Source organism: Bacillus sp. FSL K6-3459 (genome assembly GCF_038003305.1).
GTDB lineage: Bacteria > Bacillota > Bacilli > Bacillales > Bacillaceae > Bacillus > Bacillus pumilus_O.
The window spans coordinates 1,931,209-1,945,878 of sequence record NZ_JBBOOW010000001.1; the positions used below are offsets into that span (position 1 = coordinate 1,931,209).

Below are 14,670 nucleotides of genomic sequence, written 5' to 3' on the forward strand. Positions count from 1 at the left end.
CTCAGAACCTCACTCGAATAATGTTTGGGCAATATTTCTTACCGCTGCTTTTTCTCGGTCATCTTCTAGCTTTTCAACAATCCCTCGTTCAACTGCTCGAAGCGGCGGGATGTATTGTGCAAGATCACATGTGTCTAGGAGTGCGCGAATGGATGCTGCTTCTTCACTTACCTGTCCGTTGTGCGCCTGTGTAATGAGGTCTGATGAGAGCTGCACGAATTGATCGATCAAGCGTTCATCCTTTAATACAGATTGAGATTGCAATACATCCTTTAAGATACCGCCACCGATATATGGAACGTCAATGACAACAAAACGGTTTTTTAACGCTTCATTTAGAGGGACTGTGCCGACATAGCCTTCATTGATGGCCGCAATCACGCCAAAGCCTTCATCTGCTCGAACGACCTCGCCTGTAAATGGATTTGTCATCATTTTTCTGTAGTCGAGTACACCGTTTAAAATAGGCAAGGTTTCCGGCTTTGCCATGTTGATTTCATCAATATATAAAAGATGGCCTTTTTTCATTGCTTTTGTTACAGGTCCTTCTATAAATTCAATAGAAGCAACTTGACCATCATTGTGAATGGTTTTATAGCCAATCAAGCTTTCTGCATCAAGATCAACTGAGCAGTTCACACTGTGCATCGGCTGCTGAAAGTAAGCAGATAAAGTTTCTGCTAGTTTTGTTTTTCCTGAACCGGTCGGCCCTTTTAAAAGAACGTTTTTGTCGAGTGCTAGTGCAATCATCGCATCTTGTATGATAGACGTGTCCTGTGATTCATAGCCGCCTGTTCCAATAAGCGGACGGAATTCTTCTTCTAGTCCTTTTGCTTTTGCTTCAATCATTGCTTGAATTTCTTCTGGGAGTGATTGTTCGTTAAACATGTATGATTAATTCCTCTCTTCGATCATTTTCCTCACCAAGTATACTAAAAAAACCTTTATGCACTCAATACATAAAGGCTAGACATCTGTTATTTTACCATTTCTTTTGTGATTGCTCCGCAGGCGATGCGTTTCCCTGAGTTTCCAGAAGGGTTGCTTAAGTAATCATCTGCTTCTGCATGAATGATAAAGCTGCGCCCATTTTGATCGATTAATTGGTTCATTCCTCCCTTTAACGTCACATCCGGTACATTCACGACAACATCAATTTGTCCATCTGCCCCAACTTCTAAATTAGGCATATCTCCAGCATGGTGACCCTTTGGGTTATCAAAGCCATGCTCCCGGTGTGTTGGATTAAAGTGAGCCCCTGCCGTTTCAAAATCTGGCGTTTCACATCTTCCTGTTTCGTGAATATGGAAGCCATGAGGACCTGGCGGCAGATTTTTTGCTTTCACATGTAAATCCAGCCCGTTTTCTGAGGAGTCTCTTACTTCGATACTTCCTATTTTTTGCCCGCTTTCATTAATGAGTGGCGTGGTAACCGGTGCTTGTTTAGGTACTGCAACTTCAATGGTTTCTTCTGTCGTTTCTTTTTTCGGCGGTGCATGACATGCTGTTGCGACAAAGACTAGACACATCATGATCAACCACACTGACTTTTTCATATGATTGCCCCCTTTTGATATCAGTATGGACAACCTGATCAATAGGCAAACAAAAAAAGCCGAAATTCGGCTTTTTTAGAAGAAACGTTTTGCACCTAAATACGCTTTTTTCCAGTATGAGTTGCTCAAGTTCGAGATCCCCACACCGTTGTCACTTGCATGGAGGAAATCTCCTCCGCCAAGGTATAGCCCCATATGAGATGGTCCCGCTTTGTACGTTGTGAAATAAACAAAATCACCAACTTGAGGTGTGCTCACAGGTGTCATCATACTCCAATAGCCTGCTGTGCTTAATCTCGATACAGATGAAACCTTGTTAATGAGATAATAAACAAAGCCGCTACAGTCAAATCCAGACGGTGTATTGCCGCCCCATCTGTAAGGAATGCCTGTCAGCTTTTTCCCTTCTTGAATCATCGTCGTGATTTTTGCATTCATTGGCACATTGTTTTTGTCATTGTTGACTGGAGTTGTCGAGCCGTTAGACGTCGAACCATTTGACCCAGTTGAGCCTGAAGCTGCACCATTAATTTTGAGAACTTGTCCAATTCTAAGCACATCGCTTTTTAAGCTGTTAGCTGTACGGATGGATTGAACTTGCACTTTAAATTGATTTGCAATCTTCCATAAAGAATCACCTGATTTTACAGTATAAGATGTCGCTTTCCCGCTTGAAGACTGGTTACCATTTGAAGGCGGATTGCTTGGTTTTGCAGGTGCTTTAGGCTGACTTGGCTTTGATGAAGCCGTCCCCTTTACTTTCAAGACTTGATTCGGATAAATCGTATCAGATTTGATCCCATTCAATGTTTTAATTTCACCAATCGACATATTGAGCGAATTCGCAATTTTCCAGAGAGAATCCCCTAATTTGACCTTGTATGTACTTGATGAAGATGAACTATTTGAGTTCGTTGTTTTATTGTTTGAGCTGGAATTTGAAGAGGAGTTTGATGACTGGCTCCCGCTTGTCTTTGTGCTTCCAGATACCTTTAGCTTTTGTCCAGGACGAATTAAGTCACTGTTTAAGCTGTTTAGACTTTTTAAGCTTGCAACTGACATTTTATGATTGTTTGCAATAAGCCATAAAGAATCTCCAAGCTTTACAGTATAGCTTGATGTCGTTGAAGCATTTGATTTCGTTGCTTTTGAACCAGTTGACGAACTGGATTTTGTGCTTTTTGCGCCAGGAATTTTCAAGCTTTGTCCTGCAAAAATCATCGTCGTTTTTAGTTGATTAAGAGATTGAAGCTCCGAAATACTTGTATTGTACTGTTCGGCAATCTTCCAAAGTGAGTCACCGCTTTTCACCTTGATCGTCTGTGCTTCTGCCGGTGCAGCAAACACAGCTGAGCCAGCGATCGCTGATACTGTGAGGCCGGTTACTACTTTTTTCTTCATAGATGAATCTCCGCCTTTCATGATTTCATTCAATAAGACTTATGTACTAGTTTTAAGTTTAGCATTTAATGATTCTGCTTCTCTTGCACTATTTTATCTTTATTTCTATTATATTACTCGACATGTAGACGTTGGGCAATAACAAATAGGCTAAAGCAGTCAACTCAAAATGCTAAAACAGAGCCATATCGTTTGTATCGGCAGTTTACTGTATTTATAAACATTTTTTAAGGAATTTTTAAGTTGACGTTTAGAAATTTGTCAAAACAAGCACGTTGCTAGTTTCATAGTTCTATTCTACATGACAAATTTTTCTGTATCAAATGACTTTTTACTTAATTGCCTGTTTTTTCTCTTCGAATGAAAAAAGCATCCTTCCTAATGAAGGGGACTGACCCCCGTTTTTGAGACAGGAATCAAAACACCTTTATACAGCCAATTGCCGATAGTTTATCGGTGATTGGTTGTTTAGTTTCGTTTGAATACGAATGTTGTTATAATAATAAATGTATTCTTTGACAGTGCGTTCTACGATGGTGGTTGTAGTGCGATCAATCCTGTTAAGATAGAACGTTTCAGACTTTAGTGAGGAATGAAACGATTCGATGGAGGCATTATCAGCGGGCGTCCCTTTACGGGACATGCTCATGGTAATGCCTTTTATATGAACAGCTTTCTGATACTCGTAAGATGTATACACAGAACCTTGATCGCTATGTAACACGCAATTCTCAGGAAGTGCTGGGAGCTGATTAAGTGTGTTTAAGATAAAGTCTGTGTCCTGCTTATCACCAATCGTAAAAGCAATCACTTCTCCATTATATAAATCCAATATACTGGAAAGGTACAATTGTTTCTGTCCATAAGGCAAATACGTGATGTCCGTTACTAGTTTTTCAAGAGGGCGATCAGACTGAAAATTCCGATCCAGTATATTACCGGCTACGGCATAAGGCTGCCCATTCTTCTTACGCTTTTTCATTTTAACCCGGCATTGCCACTGGTTTTTCTGCATGATACGTTGAACAGTTTTATGGTTAATACGCATTCTCATTTTTAGTATGGCTGTGATTTTCCGATAACCATATCGATATTTGTGCTTTCGGCACAACGTGCCGACCTGTTTCTCTAGTTGTCTTTCAGAATGAGTCTGAGTCAAATCTTTTTTCCATCTATAATACGAAGTACGTAAGATGCCTAAATGGACACAGATGTCCTGTACCGTCATCGTTTTGCGCAATTCTTCTACCAGTTTGATTGACGTTTCCTTATCAACTTCCTTTCCAATTCGTTGTACTTTTTTAAAACTTCATTCTGTTGACTCAAATAGCGATTTTCTGCCTGTAGTCTCTCTAATTCAGAAGAGTACTCGGGGCCCTTTCCATAGGTATATTGTTTTCCAACAGGTTGTTCGAACCTGTGTGTATCCCCAGCTTTATGCCATCTCACCCATGTCTGAACCTGCGTCTTATTCTTGATATTCAATTCCTGCATGATCTCTTTCATAGGTACGCCTGCCAACCTCATTTCCACAGCCTTCTGTTTGACTTCAACCGGATAACTCACTCTTGTCCCCATAGAAAAACACCTCCATGTTTTATTTCGGATCACAACGATCCGTTTTCAAACTTGAAGGTGTTTTTTATTTGTCTCATCTTATGGGGTCAGTTCCAAGAATGCAGTTTTTATTTTTTGATTTGAGGCTCTTTTACAGTGAGCGGATAAAGGACGCCTTCTTTCGCAAATGACATTTTCCCCGTTTCCTCTGAAACGACGAGAACAAGTGCATCGGTCATGCCAGAGAGTCCAATCGCAGCCCTATGTCTTGTCCCGAGAGAAGGATTAACTTTTTTTGAAGTAAGCGGCAGCACATTTGCCGCAGATACGAGCGTATTTTCTTTGACTAAAAGCGCACCATCATGAAGCGGATTCCCCGGGTAGAAAATGCTCTCAATTAATGATGCACTTATTTTCGCATGAAGATTTGTCCCTCTTTGAATAAAATCCTCAACCTCATCCCGCCTTTGAATCACAATCAGTGCCCCGTGCTTTTGTTTTGATAAGCTCTCAATGGCTAACGAAAATTGAGCAAATCCAGGTGTGAATTCTTCCATATACGATTGTAAATAAAACGAGGAAGCCTCTGCATGCATTTCATTAAATTCATCATGTAATGACTCGAGATCACAAAGTAGACATTGCTCAATCTCATCAAGAGAATCGATAATGTCACTTGCATCCTTCATAATTTTCATCAAGTGTGTTCTCATGCCCACTTTAAATTGTGCTTCTTCATTTGTACGATTGATCATTTGATCTTTTCCCTCCTCCTTTTCGTTGTCATAAAATAACAAATGATGCGCATTCTATTATTATGGAGGTGACGTAATAATGACTATTCAGAAAGTGATTCAATATGCTTGCAGCATTTTAGGTGTTGTCAGTCTTTCCTTTATTTATGCCCAAATGTTTAAAAAAACGAAGCCATCAAAGAAAAATAATTCGACGGAGAATTGATTTTTTTACATAGCATGATATAATCCTCTCGTTATTTCTGTTCAGAGAGGAACTTATGATGAGAAAAACAAATAGCATTCGAGCTAAGGTGACACTATTTTTAACTATTTTGATTCCGATTTTAATCACTCAAGCGGGTCTTTCGCTTATTACGTTTTTAGACACCGTGATGTCTGGAAAAGTGAGTGCAGAAGACCTTGCGGGTGTTGCAATTGGTTCAAGTATTTGGACACCCGTTTATACAGGGCTTGCTGGTATTTTAATGGCCGTTACGCCGATTGTCGCTCAGCTGATGGGTGCAGGGCATAAAAAGGATGTCCCTAAGGCTGTCTTTCAGGCGATTTATTTATCCTTTCTTTTAGGTATCTGTGTGATTGCGATTGGAACAATTGGCATCCCTTACGTATTAGGGGGGCTTGGACTGGAGCAATCCGTAGAGGATATTGCGCGGCATTTCTTAAGTTTTCTTGCTTTTGGTATCATCCCGCTGTTTGGTTATTCGGTGCTTAGGTCATTTATTGATGCACTAGGAAAAACACGTGTGACGATGTTTATCACGTTAACAGCACTTCCGATTAACTTTGTGTTAAACTATGTATTTATTTTTGGGAATTTTGGCTTTCCAAAGCTTGGCGGTGCGGGAGCTGGCCTTGCTTCTGCGATGACGTATTGGGCAATTTTTATCATGAGTATTTGTATTGTCATGAAAGCAGAACCATTTGCCTCATTTCGGTTGTTTCAAAAGCTGCCTCGGATCAATTTATCCCGTATGGGGCAAATTCTGAAAATTGGTCTTCCTATTGGGTTTGCGATCTTTTTTGAAACGAGTATCTTTGCTGCTGTTACGTTATTAATGGGGCACTTTGATACTGTGACGATTGCAAGTCACCAGGCCGCGATGAACTTTGCTTCTATCTTATATATTTTACCGCTCAGTATCTCAATGGCTTTAACGATTGTCGTTGGGTTTGAAGCCGGTGCCAAGCGCTATAAAGATGCGCAAAGCTATAGCTATATCGGAATTGGAACGGCGATATTATTCTCCTTGTTTACGGCAGCACTCATTTTATTATTTAGACCAGAAATTGCTGGTTTATACACAGCTGAATCGGCTGTTTTACAGATGACACAGCACTTCTTGATTTATGCGATCTTTTTCCAACTATCAGATGCCATTGCTGCACCTATTCAAGGAGCGCTACGCGGCTATAAAGATGTGAACTATACGCTCATTGCCGCATTTGTTTCATACTGGGTGATTGGCCTTCCTTCCGGTTATCTGATTGGCACCTATACCTCGTATGGGGCATTCGGGTATTGGATTGGTCTCATTGCAGGACTTGCAGCAGGTGCTGTTGTCCTCTTTATTCGTCTCAGATTGATGGAAAAACGTTTGCTTCAGCAAGCACCTAATCACTAAATACGATACAAAAAGCAGCTGATCGGTGTCAGCTGCTTTTTTATTTAGTCATTCCATTGGTATGTCCAGAAAATTTCTTCATCGAACCATTTTTGGACAACAGGTTCTTTGTTTTTTAGCTTTTGTTCAAGCTCTCTCAGCATACCTTCTGTTTGCGTTCTATGTGCTCTCAGTGCATTTAATTTGATATCTGCTACATCTGTAATGTCGATCGTAATATCTGCATTTCCGAGCACTTCTTCTCTATTTTTCGTAATCGCCATGCAGTATGTGACAGGACGGTCTTCTTTTTTCTTACGGTAAAGAGCGCGGATTACCGCTTCCCCTATCGCATCATGATCAGGGTGTACACCGTGTCCAGGATAAAACGTGACAATCAATGTAGGTTTGACTTCATCAATGATGGTTTCCATCACATCAGCTAAATACTCGTCGTCCTCAAATTCCAAAGTTTTATCGCGAAGTCCAAGCATACGTAAGTCTGTGATATCCATTTCTTTGCAGGCGTTGATTAATTCCTGTTTTCTTAGCTCAGGAAGTGTTTCCCGATTGGCATATGTTGGGCTGCCCATATTTCTACCCATTTCCCCAAGTGTCCCGCATGCATACGTGACTGGGATGCCGCGTTTTCTGCTTTGTGCAATGAGACCTGCAACCCCAAACGATTCATCATCTGGGTGAGGCAGCATCACTAGTACATGTTCATTCATGACTCGTCACCCTCTCTTCTACACCTGAAATGGTGTTTCACTAATTTGTAATGAGATCGCTAGTTTCCCGTCTGGCAAATGCCCTGCTAACAGCAAGCGGTCTTGGTCATCAAATTCATAATCGGTTAAGCCTTCTGCGTAAATCCAGCCATCTTCAGTTTTCATTCCAACACGGTACGGACCTTGTCCTTTTATTTTCGCCTGTGAATAGACGACTTTCGCATTGCGGATATAGGCAACGACCGTCATATTTTGTTCATTTACATGAGCTGAATAAGAACCAGTGGTCGTTTCAAGATGAACGAAGACTGGGCGATTTAAAAACGATTCAAGATGTGCTGTGACATCTTCCGTTTGAATTGGTTTCATGAGTGGTTCCTTCCTTCATTTTGAATTAATTCGCGCAGCTTTTTTGTATGTAAGCTGATCAGCTGCAGTTGATGATCATGCTCAAGCCCGCTTTCTAATATTCTCTCTACAGCGAGTACATATTTTTGATGGAATGATTTTCTCACCCTCGGATGAGTGCGCGCATCGCTTAAATCATCACAAATTGCCTCGAGTAAAGAAGTCATATTATCGACATCAAGCTGACGATTTTTCCATAAAGATTGATAAGCAGCTGTAAGCTCAGTGGCTGATGACATGTAATCACCTCTACAGTTTTGGTAACAACTTATTATGACATGATTCACCTTCAAAAAAAAGCAAACTGCTCGTCGGACTTAATGAGAATTCGCTGTTTTTTTCATGCGTAATTGAGAGGTCGTAAACAATAAAATCGCCACCCAGATACAAAGGAACGTCACGATTTTAGCTGAAGATAAATGCTCGTGATACACAAACAACCCCAAAAACAGCGTAATCGTTGGTGCAATGTATTGCAAAATACCCACTTGATAAAGAGGAATTCGTTTTGCCCCTTCAGAGAATAAAAGAAGCGGTACCGCAGTAAAGACCCCTGCGAAAAATAACAGACCAAGCGATCCGAAACTGTTAGGATTCATTGTCACGACAGGTTCTTTTAAGAAGAACAATAAGTACACAAGAGCTGCCGGTGCGAGAAGCAGTGTTTCAATGGTCAAACCAATGGCACTCGTAAAGCTCATTCTTTTTTTAATCAATCCATAAAAACCAAAGCTAAAGGCAAGTAATATGGCAACGACAGGAAATGAACCGTACTGAATCGTAGAAAGAATCACCCCTGCTGCAGCAATTAAAATCGCAATGGTTTGTAATTTATTGAGCCGCTCTTTCAAGAAAATAATCCCTAGTAAAACAGAGACAAGCGGATTAATATAATACCCTAAACTAGCTTCTAGCATAAGATGATGGTTGACTGCCCAAATGTACACATACCAGTTAACCGATATTAAAATAGCAGATAGGAGTAATGAAAAAAGTGCTTTACCATCGAGCATGAGACCCTTCACGGTCTGCATGGCTGGTCGGACTTGTTTTAAATACAGAAGAATACCGCACATAAAAACAAATGACCATAAAATTCTGTGCGCTAAAATTTCGCCTGACGAAATATGTTCCATCAGTTTCCAATATAACGGAAATAGTCCCCATAATGTAAAAGATGCTGCCGTGTAGAGAACACCTTTTGATTGCTGTTGTTCGTTCAATCTAACCATTCCTTTCTAAACCTATCGTATATTATAGCACGCACTCAAGTGAATGGGCATATACTAATTCAGGGCATTTAGAAAGGATGATTTGCATGTTTGACTGGAACCGATTATTCCCTTTTCAAAAGCAATTTTCAAAAGAAGCCTTAAAGAATTCAGACCCTAAAGACGTCGAGCAGTACGTCAATCAAGTGATGGAAAGTGTATTCGGCTCCAATTATCCTGCTCAGTTCCCTTTTCAGGACCCACTCTCTCAACATCAAAAAACGAGAGAAACAGACGTCAAAAAAGAAAAAGAACCCGAAGTGGAAGTGTTTGAGACCACTGATCACGTGTTCGTTAAGATTGAGCTTGCTCGGCCGAACACAGAAAAAGTAAAAATCAAACATACAGCCAACCTGCTATTTATTGATCATTTCCCTGAGGAAGGTACGCAGAAGAAAGTCGTTCTCCCTGCTGCTGTCAAAAGAAAAGGAACGAAGGCTTCGTATCAGGACGGTATTTTGGAGATTATGTTTTTAAAGCATGATGATCCGGGGATTTCTGAAATCGATATTCCATTATAAAAAGCCTGCTTTGATATAGAAGCAGGCTTACTCTTTTTTCTTAATAGTATGGTGGATATCCTCCGCCATAAGGTGGTGGAACAGGCGGTGGTGGTGGCGGGTAATATGGACGGGGATAATTAAAAATCGCACTTCCTAAAAATCCGCCAAGCAGTCCGCCGACTAAAGGAGCGCCAAAACCAAAAAACAAAGGGACTCTGGATTCATATGGCGGAATGCCAGGGGCGCCGCCTCGGAAATACGGAGTATGAGGGTACATGCATTTCTCCTCCTTTGTCATGTGCCTAAGATCAGCATATTCATCAGGAGTCAAAACGTTTGGGCAAACCTGAAACTAGGCTTGCTCCTTTTTTTCATGAGATTCTGTGTATTCCCCTGCCCACCTAGATACCTCATGAAACACATCATGTAGCGCATTTCCTTTTTCAGTTAAACAATAAATGACTTTAACAGGCGTCTCAGCAAGTACAGTTCGCTTTATAATCCCTTCTTGCTCAAGTTCTTTTAAACGCTCTGCGAGCATTTTCTGACTGATAGATGGGATAATGTCCGTCATGTCTTTAAATCGCTTTGGACCATCAAGCAATACATGAATAATGAGACCATTCCACCTTTTGCCTAGCAGTAAAAAAGCTTGCTGAATGTGTGGACATAATTGAAATTCCATAAATTTCAGCCTTTCTTTTCATGATTGTTTGACAAACTAACGGTATACAATTTAAAATATCTCTAGTTACAATAAGTAAGTTTCTCACTTTTTTAGTTATTGTACCATACTATTTGCAAAAACGGGAGGAAATATCCATATGGCGACTGATCAAAAAACGATTGACATTTTAAAACAAAGAGCTTCAGTAAAAGAGTATGATACAACTCATGAAATGACAAAAGAAGAGCTAACAGAGCTACTTGATATCACAACAAAAGCTCCATCTGCATGGAACCTTCAGCATTGGCATTTTACTGTTTTCCACAGTGCTGAATCCAAAGCGAAGTTACTTCCAATCGCTTATAACCAAAAACAAATCTCACAAGCATCAGCTGTTATTGCTGTACTAGGTGATCTTGAAGCCAATCAAAATGGCGAAAAAATCTACAGTGAGCTGGCAGAACAGGGGTTCATTACTGAAGACATCAAAGAAACATTGATGACTCAAATCAATGGCGCATACCAAAGCGAGCAATATGCACGTGAAGCTGCGTATTCAAATGCTTCATTAGCTGCTATGCAATTAATGATTGCTGCAAAAGCAATGGGCTATGATACATGTGCAATGGGTGGTTTCAGTAAAGACGCCTTCATCAAAGAATTCAATGTAAGCGGACGTTATGAGCCAGTCATGCTGATTTCAGTTGGTAAAGCAGCGAAAGAAGCTCATAAAAGCAACCGTTTCGACATCGAAGAAGTATCTGATTTTCTTTAAAAAATGGCAAAGCCCCAGCTTTTGTGCTGGGGCTTTTTTATTTGCTTTAAATATTATTTTTGCATATTTTCTTTTTACTTTATCCCTTTTCTCCTCTACTTTTCTCCTTTTTAAGAATGAAAGCGTTATATTAGTATGATATTCTCCAAAATGATTGTTTTTTCTGAAAATGGTCTTGTGATCTAATCTGACAACTGCTATTATTATGAAATTACAAAAAATTCAGGAGGGAATCATGAATAAAAAATTGATACTGGCGCTACTTATAGCGATTCCATTCATCGGACAACTTGCACTGCTGCCCTTTGCGAATCGTATTCATCCATTTGTGATCGGCCTGCCTTTTTTCCACTTTTGGCTCTTACTATGGATCGTTCTCACACCAGTCTGTACATTTATCATTTATCGAATGCAACATTCAAATGGAGGAACTGACTAATGCAAGGAAATTTAACAGCTTTATTGATTACAGCAAGTATCATTTTCATCGTCGTGGTCATTGGATTTGCCGCTGGCCGTGATAAATCATCCAGACAATCAGTAGAGGAATGGTCTGTCGGCGGGAGGAAATTTGGCGGGCTACTCGTCTGGTTCCTTGTTGGCGCAGATTTATACACAGCCTATACCTTTTTAGGGCTTACTAGTACAGCCTATACAGCTGGAAGTGTCGCTTTTTTCGCTATTCCTTATTCAGTTCTTGCGTATTTTATTGCTTATTTCTTCTTACCAAAGCTATGGACGGTGGCGAAAAATCACAACCTCACAACGCTCGCTGATTATGCACGTGAGCGGTTTGACAGCAAGCTGTTATCCAGTCTCATTGCGATTATTGGAGTACTTATGCTCATTCCTTATATTTGTCTTCAACTGAGCGGGATTCAAGATACGTTAACTGTCGCTGGAACGAGTTATATTAATGTGAATGCAGTTGTTATTATTTCATTTATTTTAGTTGCACTTTACACATTTTTTAGCGGGATAAAAGGTCCTACATATACAGCGATTATCAAGGATATTCTCGTTTGGGTCATCATGCTGTTTATGGTGGTTTCACTACCAATCATTCATTTTAACGGCTGGACTCCGATGATGAATACGTTAGCGAAGGAAGCGCCACAGCTTCTGACAATTCCTGACGGCGGCCCTAAAGGTATTTTATGGTTCATTACCGCTTCAGGCGTTTCTGCCCTTGCTTTATTTATGTGGGCACATGCGGCAACAGGGGTTTTCACAGCCAAAAGTGCAGATGCTATCCGTAAAAACAGTATGTTTTTGCCTCTTTATAACATCGTATTGATTCTGGTCATCTTCCTTGGGTTTATTGCCTTTTTGGTCTTACCAGAAGATACGAATCCAAGATTTGCACTTCTTCATTTAATTCAAACGTCATATGGCGGCGTGATGCAGGGTCTTGCTTATTCAACGATTGCACTTGCTTCCCTCATTCCATGCTCGATCATGGCCATTGGTGCATCGAATTTATTTGCCAATAATTTATATCGTGATTTAATTCATCCAAATGTATCATCTAAAAGATTGACCATGATCACTCGTTCAATGGTATTTATCGTCATTGGGCTGGCTCTACTATTCGGAATGCTCTTCCCAACAGCGCTTGTAACACTTCAACTCATTGGTGTTTCAGGAATGGTTCAAATCTTCCCTGCCATTGCGATCAGCTTGTTCTGGAAAAAACAATCGAGAGAAGCAACGATTGCGGGGTTAGTTGTTGGCATCATCGTCACCTTTACAGCCAATATCTCACAAGTCACGTTCGGTCTTTATGAAGGATTTCTTGGTTTACTAGCAAACGTTGTGGTCATCCTGATTTTGAATCCATTCTTCCAAAAGAAGGTCACATCCAATTCTGTCATGAATGATCTATTTGAAACAGATCAAGAAAAAACAGAAGCAATTGTAAACAACGCGTAAATAAAGAAAGAGCAGTCCCCCCCTAAGTGGACTGCTCTTTCTTTATTTCATATCTTTTTTCAAGACTTCAATCGCTTTTTTCATTTGCGTATCATTGTTCTTTAACTTATCTTGGATTTTTGTCATCAGTACTGTCGTTGTATCTCCCGTCAGCATTCCGTCTGCTTTCAGGTCGTTGTCTGTTTGGAAGTTTTTGACGATCGTCTGGAAGGCTTGATCGTACTCACCATTTGCTTTTGCTTTGTAGTCAAGCGCTTGGAACATTTTTTGAGCCGCTTTGACTTCATCCCCATTGTCATTCAGCTGATACGTTTTTTTCGGGCTTAAGTATGGCAGCTTTGCATAACTTGGGAGTGATGCTTTGACCTGTGGTTCAATTCCTTTTTTGTGAATCCATGAACCATCCGGCGTCAGCCACTTAGCAATGGTTAACTTGACACTAGAACCATCATTATAGCTTTGCGCATTTTGAACAGTTCCTTTACCAAATGTCTTTTCACCAATCATTTTGATACCTGAAGATTGGTGCAGAGCCGCCGCCATGATTTCTGCAGCGCTGGCTGAGCCGCCATTTACAAGGACAACTGCCGGCTGATGCACTTTACGTTCTTTTTCAGCCTTGTACTCTTCTTTTTTCCCTTTTTCTTCAACTTGCATGATGACTTTCCCTTTATCGATAAAGTCATTACTCATTTCAATCGCTTCTGTCATGATACCGCCTGGATTATCTCTCAGGTCAATGACAAATCCTTTTGCCCCTTTTTTCTCGAGGTCATCAATGGCTTTATCTAACTCTTTCGATGTTGTTTCAGCAAAGGACGTAATTTGGATTTCTCCTATTTTGTCTTTTGTGAGTTTTGCATACACTGTTTCAACCGGAATGGTGTCTCTTGTGATGGTCACATCAACATTGCCCACTCCTTGACGGTTAAGGTGCAGCTTAACATCTGTTCCTTTTTTGCCTCTGATCAGAGAGACTGCTTGGTTGACCGACATGCCTTTTGTGTTTTTTCCATCCACCTTTAAAATACGATCATGAGGTTTCAACCCGGCTTTTTCAGCAGGAGAGCCTTTTATCGGTGCGACAATTAAAATTTGTCCATCCTTCTCTTCTACTTGCGCACCAATTCCTTCAAATGATGAAGAAATGGTGTTGTTAAATCCTTCGGCTTCCTCCTGATCCATATATGTAGAGTATGGATCATCAAGTGATGCAATCATCCCTTGAATCGCACCATCTACTAGTTTTTGATCATCCGTTTTTTCGTAATACTCATCTTTTACCTTCGTATACGCAGCCATGAGTTTACTAAACTTCTCATCTCCTGAGACATTGACAGCCCCTTGTTTTGTGATCACAAATGTAATCGCTGAGGACAGTGCCGCTGTCACCAGAATGGCGATGACGAACTTAAATTGTTTTTTCAAAAAAACACCACCTTTATCTCCTTTCATTATTATCAAGGACGATGCACCATCCGTCAACCAAAGGATCGAAGTTCTCTTTGAA

Annotated in this window: 18 protein-coding genes; 6 read left to right on the top strand and 12 right to left on the bottom strand. The window is 40.5% G+C overall.

The window, feature by feature from the left end; all coding sequences use genetic code 11:
* Positions 1–9 precede the first annotated feature (9 nt).
* The 5 genes from MHI35_RS09540 to cdaS form a co-directional block, all read right to left on the bottom strand.
* Entirely contained in the window at positions 10–888 is an 879-nt protein-coding gene (locus MHI35_RS09540; RefSeq protein ID WP_335349498.1) for an ATP-binding protein, read from the bottom strand.
* 89 nt (positions 889–977) lie between these two features.
* Positions 978–1,556, bottom strand: coding sequence for a superoxide dismutase family protein (locus MHI35_RS09545; RefSeq protein ID WP_335349497.1), 579 nt, complete (start codon positions 1,554–1,556; stop codon positions 978–980).
* A 75-nt stretch (positions 1,557–1,631) separates the two neighbouring features.
* The gene (locus MHI35_RS09550) at positions 1,632–2,957 is read right to left on the bottom strand and encodes a C40 family peptidase (RefSeq protein WP_335349496.1); all 1,326 of its coding nucleotides are present in this window, start codon (positions 2,955–2,957) and stop codon (positions 1,632–1,634) included.
* A gap of 427 nt (positions 2,958–3,384) precedes the next feature.
* Positions 3,385–4,535, bottom strand: a protein-coding gene (locus tag MHI35_RS09555) for an IS3 family transposase (protein ID WP_340991167.1) whose coding sequence is annotated in 2 segments (ribosomal slippage) — positions 3,385–4,262 and positions 4,262–4,535 — 1,152 coding nt in all. Because the reading frame shifts where the segments join, the coding sequence is not laid out codon by codon here.
* Positions 4,536–4,642: 107 nt separating this feature from the next.
* Entirely contained in the window at positions 4,643–5,269 is a 627-nt protein-coding gene (gene cdaS / locus MHI35_RS09560; protein ID WP_144523591.1) for a sporulation-specific diadenylate cyclase CdaS, read from the bottom strand.
* A gap of 79 nt (positions 5,270–5,348) precedes the next feature.
* Between cdaS and MHI35_RS09565 the strand changes: the two genes are divergently transcribed.
* Together MHI35_RS09565 and MHI35_RS09570 are read left to right on the top strand one after the other, a co-directional pair.
* A complete protein-coding gene (locus MHI35_RS09565; RefSeq protein ID WP_260983056.1) occupies positions 5,349–5,474 on the top strand; it encodes a hypothetical protein in 126 nt (41 codons plus the stop codon).
* A 58-nt stretch (positions 5,475–5,532) separates the two neighbouring features.
* Entirely contained in the window at positions 5,533–6,894 is a 1,362-nt protein-coding gene (locus tag MHI35_RS09570; RefSeq protein WP_144523592.1) for an MATE family efflux transporter, read from the top strand.
* A gap of 44 nt (positions 6,895–6,938) precedes the next feature.
* Here MHI35_RS09570 and bshB2 read toward each other — a convergent pair whose 3' ends face one another.
* The 4 genes from bshB2 to rarD all read right to left on the bottom strand — a co-directional run bounded on the left by bshB2 (position 6,939) and on the right by rarD (position 9,235).
* Positions 6,939–7,604 (bottom strand): bacillithiol biosynthesis deacetylase BshB2, encoded by a 666-nt coding sequence (gene bshB2 / locus MHI35_RS09575; protein WP_335349494.1) that lies wholly within the window; start codon positions 7,602–7,604, stop codon positions 6,939–6,941.
* An 18-nt stretch (positions 7,605–7,622) separates the two neighbouring features.
* Entirely contained in the window at positions 7,623–7,973 is a 351-nt protein-coding gene (locus MHI35_RS09580; protein WP_335349493.1) for a YojF family protein, read from the bottom strand.
* Positions 7,970–8,251 (bottom strand): hypothetical protein, encoded by a 282-nt coding sequence (locus tag MHI35_RS09585; RefSeq protein ID WP_335349492.1) that lies wholly within the window; start codon positions 8,249–8,251, stop codon positions 7,970–7,972. The genes MHI35_RS09580 and MHI35_RS09585 overlap by 4 nt, the downstream gene beginning before the upstream one ends.
* Positions 8,252–8,329: 78 nt before the next feature.
* Positions 8,330–9,235 carry an EamA family transporter RarD gene (gene rarD / locus MHI35_RS09590; RefSeq protein WP_012010264.1) on the bottom strand — a complete coding sequence of 302 codons (906 nt, stop codon included), beginning with the start codon at positions 9,233–9,235 and terminating at the stop codon, positions 8,330–8,332.
* Positions 9,236–9,330: 95 nt separating this feature from the next.
* On the opposite strand from rarD, the gene MHI35_RS09595 reads away from it, so the two are divergent.
* The gene (locus MHI35_RS09595; RefSeq protein WP_034660938.1) at positions 9,331–9,804 is read left to right on the top strand and encodes an Hsp20/alpha crystallin family protein; all 474 of its coding nucleotides are present in this window, start codon (positions 9,331–9,333) and stop codon (positions 9,802–9,804) included.
* A 40-nt stretch (positions 9,805–9,844) separates the two neighbouring features.
* Here MHI35_RS09595 and MHI35_RS09600 read toward each other — a convergent pair whose 3' ends face one another.
* Both MHI35_RS09600 and MHI35_RS09605 read right to left on the bottom strand, forming a co-directional pair.
* A complete protein-coding gene (locus MHI35_RS09600; RefSeq protein WP_003215921.1) occupies positions 9,845–10,063 on the bottom strand; it encodes a hypothetical protein in 219 nt (72 codons plus the stop codon).
* 75 nt (positions 10,064–10,138) lie between these two features.
* Positions 10,139–10,471, bottom strand: coding sequence for a winged helix-turn-helix transcriptional regulator (locus MHI35_RS09605; protein WP_335349491.1), 333 nt, complete (start codon positions 10,469–10,471; stop codon positions 10,139–10,141).
* Positions 10,472–10,610: 139 nt separating this feature from the next.
* Here MHI35_RS09605 and MHI35_RS09610 point away from each other — a divergent pair, with 139 nt between their 5' ends.
* From MHI35_RS09610 to MHI35_RS09620, 3 genes are all read left to right on the top strand, one after another.
* Positions 10,611–11,228, top strand: coding sequence for a nitroreductase family protein (locus MHI35_RS09610; protein ID WP_211064313.1), 618 nt, complete (start codon positions 10,611–10,613; stop codon positions 11,226–11,228).
* A 235-nt stretch (positions 11,229–11,463) separates the two neighbouring features.
* Positions 11,464–11,667: a DUF3311 domain-containing protein gene (locus MHI35_RS09615; RefSeq protein ID WP_003215965.1), complete on the top strand. Its 204-nt coding sequence runs from the start codon at positions 11,464–11,466 to the stop codon at positions 11,665–11,667.
* Complete coding sequence (locus MHI35_RS09620; RefSeq protein ID WP_335349490.1) at positions 11,667–13,160, top strand: sodium:solute symporter family protein; 1,494 nt, start codon at positions 11,667–11,669, stop codon at positions 13,158–13,160. The genes MHI35_RS09615 and MHI35_RS09620 overlap by 1 nt, the downstream gene beginning before the upstream one ends.
* Before the next feature lie 42 nt (positions 13,161–13,202).
* Here the strand turns inward: MHI35_RS09620 and MHI35_RS09625 are convergent, their stop codons facing one another.
* On the bottom strand, positions 13,203–14,588 hold the full coding sequence (locus tag MHI35_RS09625) for a S41 family peptidase (protein ID WP_211064311.1): 1,386 nt from the start codon (positions 14,586–14,588) through the stop codon (positions 13,203–13,205).
* Positions 14,589–14,670: the final 82 nt, after the last annotated feature.

What these genes read in the sequence shown, in the direction of transcription:
- MHI35_RS09570 (WP_144523592.1), top strand. Translation starts at nt 5,533, where the DNA reads ATGAGAAAAACAAATAGCATTCGAGCTAAGGTGACACTATTTTTAACT.
- bshB2 (WP_335349494.1), bottom strand. Translation starts at nt 7,604, where the DNA reads ATGAATGAACATGTACTAGTGATGCTGCCTCACCCAGATGATGAATCG.
- cdaS (WP_144523591.1), bottom strand. Translation starts at nt 5,269, where the DNA reads ATGATCAATCGTACAAATGAAGAAGCACAATTTAAAGTGGGCATGAGA.
- MHI35_RS09540 (WP_335349498.1), bottom strand. Translation starts at nt 888, where the DNA reads ATGTTTAACGAACAATCACTCCCAGAAGAAATTCAAGCAATGATTGAA.
- MHI35_RS09550 (WP_335349496.1), bottom strand. Translation starts at nt 2,957, where the DNA reads ATGAAGAAAAAAGTAGTAACCGGCCTCACAGTATCAGCGATCGCTGGC.
- MHI35_RS09585 (WP_335349492.1), bottom strand. Translation starts at nt 8,251, where the DNA reads ATGTCATCAGCCACTGAGCTTACAGCTGCTTATCAATCTTTATGGAAA.
- MHI35_RS09565 (WP_260983056.1), top strand. Translation starts at nt 5,349, where the DNA reads ATGACTATTCAGAAAGTGATTCAATATGCTTGCAGCATTTTAGGTGTT.
- MHI35_RS09615 (WP_003215965.1), top strand. Translation starts at nt 11,464, where the DNA reads ATGAATAAAAAATTGATACTGGCGCTACTTATAGCGATTCCATTCATC.
- MHI35_RS09605 (WP_335349491.1), bottom strand. Translation starts at nt 10,471, where the DNA reads ATGGAATTTCAATTATGTCCACACATTCAGCAAGCTTTTTTACTGCTA.
- MHI35_RS09545 (WP_335349497.1), bottom strand. Translation starts at nt 1,556, where the DNA reads ATGAAAAAGTCAGTGTGGTTGATCATGATGTGTCTAGTCTTTGTCGCA.
- MHI35_RS09580 (WP_335349493.1), bottom strand. Translation starts at nt 7,973, where the DNA reads ATGAAACCAATTCAAACGGAAGATGTCACAGCACATCTTGAATCGTTT.
- MHI35_RS09600 (WP_003215921.1), bottom strand. Translation starts at nt 10,063, where the DNA reads ATGTACCCTCATACTCCGTATTTCCGAGGCGGCGCCCCTGGCATTCCG.
- MHI35_RS09595 (WP_034660938.1), top strand. Translation starts at nt 9,331, where the DNA reads ATGTTTGACTGGAACCGATTATTCCCTTTTCAAAAGCAATTTTCAAAA.
- MHI35_RS09620 (WP_335349490.1), top strand. Translation starts at nt 11,667, where the DNA reads ATGCAAGGAAATTTAACAGCTTTATTGATTACAGCAAGTATCATTTTC.
- MHI35_RS09610 (WP_211064313.1), top strand. Translation starts at nt 10,611, where the DNA reads ATGGCGACTGATCAAAAAACGATTGACATTTTAAAACAAAGAGCTTCA.